At 69.0% G+C, this 390-nt stretch carries 1 protein-coding gene; it reads left to right on the top strand.

Annotated features, from left to right (window positions below):
• Positions 1–390 (top strand): hypothetical protein (locus I6F37_RS44165; RefSeq protein WP_225155010.1); only part of this gene is annotated, 390 nt, incomplete at both ends.

Genomic DNA, 390 nt, shown 5'->3' with positions numbered 1-390 from the left:
CCGTCGGCATCATCGGCTTCTCCGAGTACGTCCCCATCAACGTCCTCGTGATACCGCTGATCCTGGCGAGCCTCTTCCTCAGCCCGCGGTACATGTATCCGTTCGTGGGGATCCTCGGGGTCCTGGTCCTGGTGTCCCTGCCCTTCGTCGAGAGCCCGACGCGTCGCACCTGGGTCGCCGTCTCGATCATCCTGCTGCTCTGCGTCATCGTGCTGGTCACCTCGCACCGCCGGGCGCGTCTGGGCGTGGCGGGCGCGAAGGGCGAGTCCATGCTGGTCGATCTCCGCGACCGCATCCAGCGCTACGGACGGCTCCCGGAGCTGCCCGACCAGTGGGTGGCCGAGACGGCGCTGCGGTCCGCGGGCGGGACCCTCTTCGCCGGTGACTTCG

The organism is Bradyrhizobium sp. NBAIM08 (assembly GCF_020193935.1).
GTDB classification, from domain to species: domain Bacteria; phylum Pseudomonadota; class Alphaproteobacteria; order Rhizobiales; family Xanthobacteraceae; genus Bradyrhizobium; species Bradyrhizobium yuanmingense.
The sequence above is the reverse complement of the archived record's forward strand: the minus strand, read 5'-3'. Positions and strand labels throughout refer to the sequence as shown.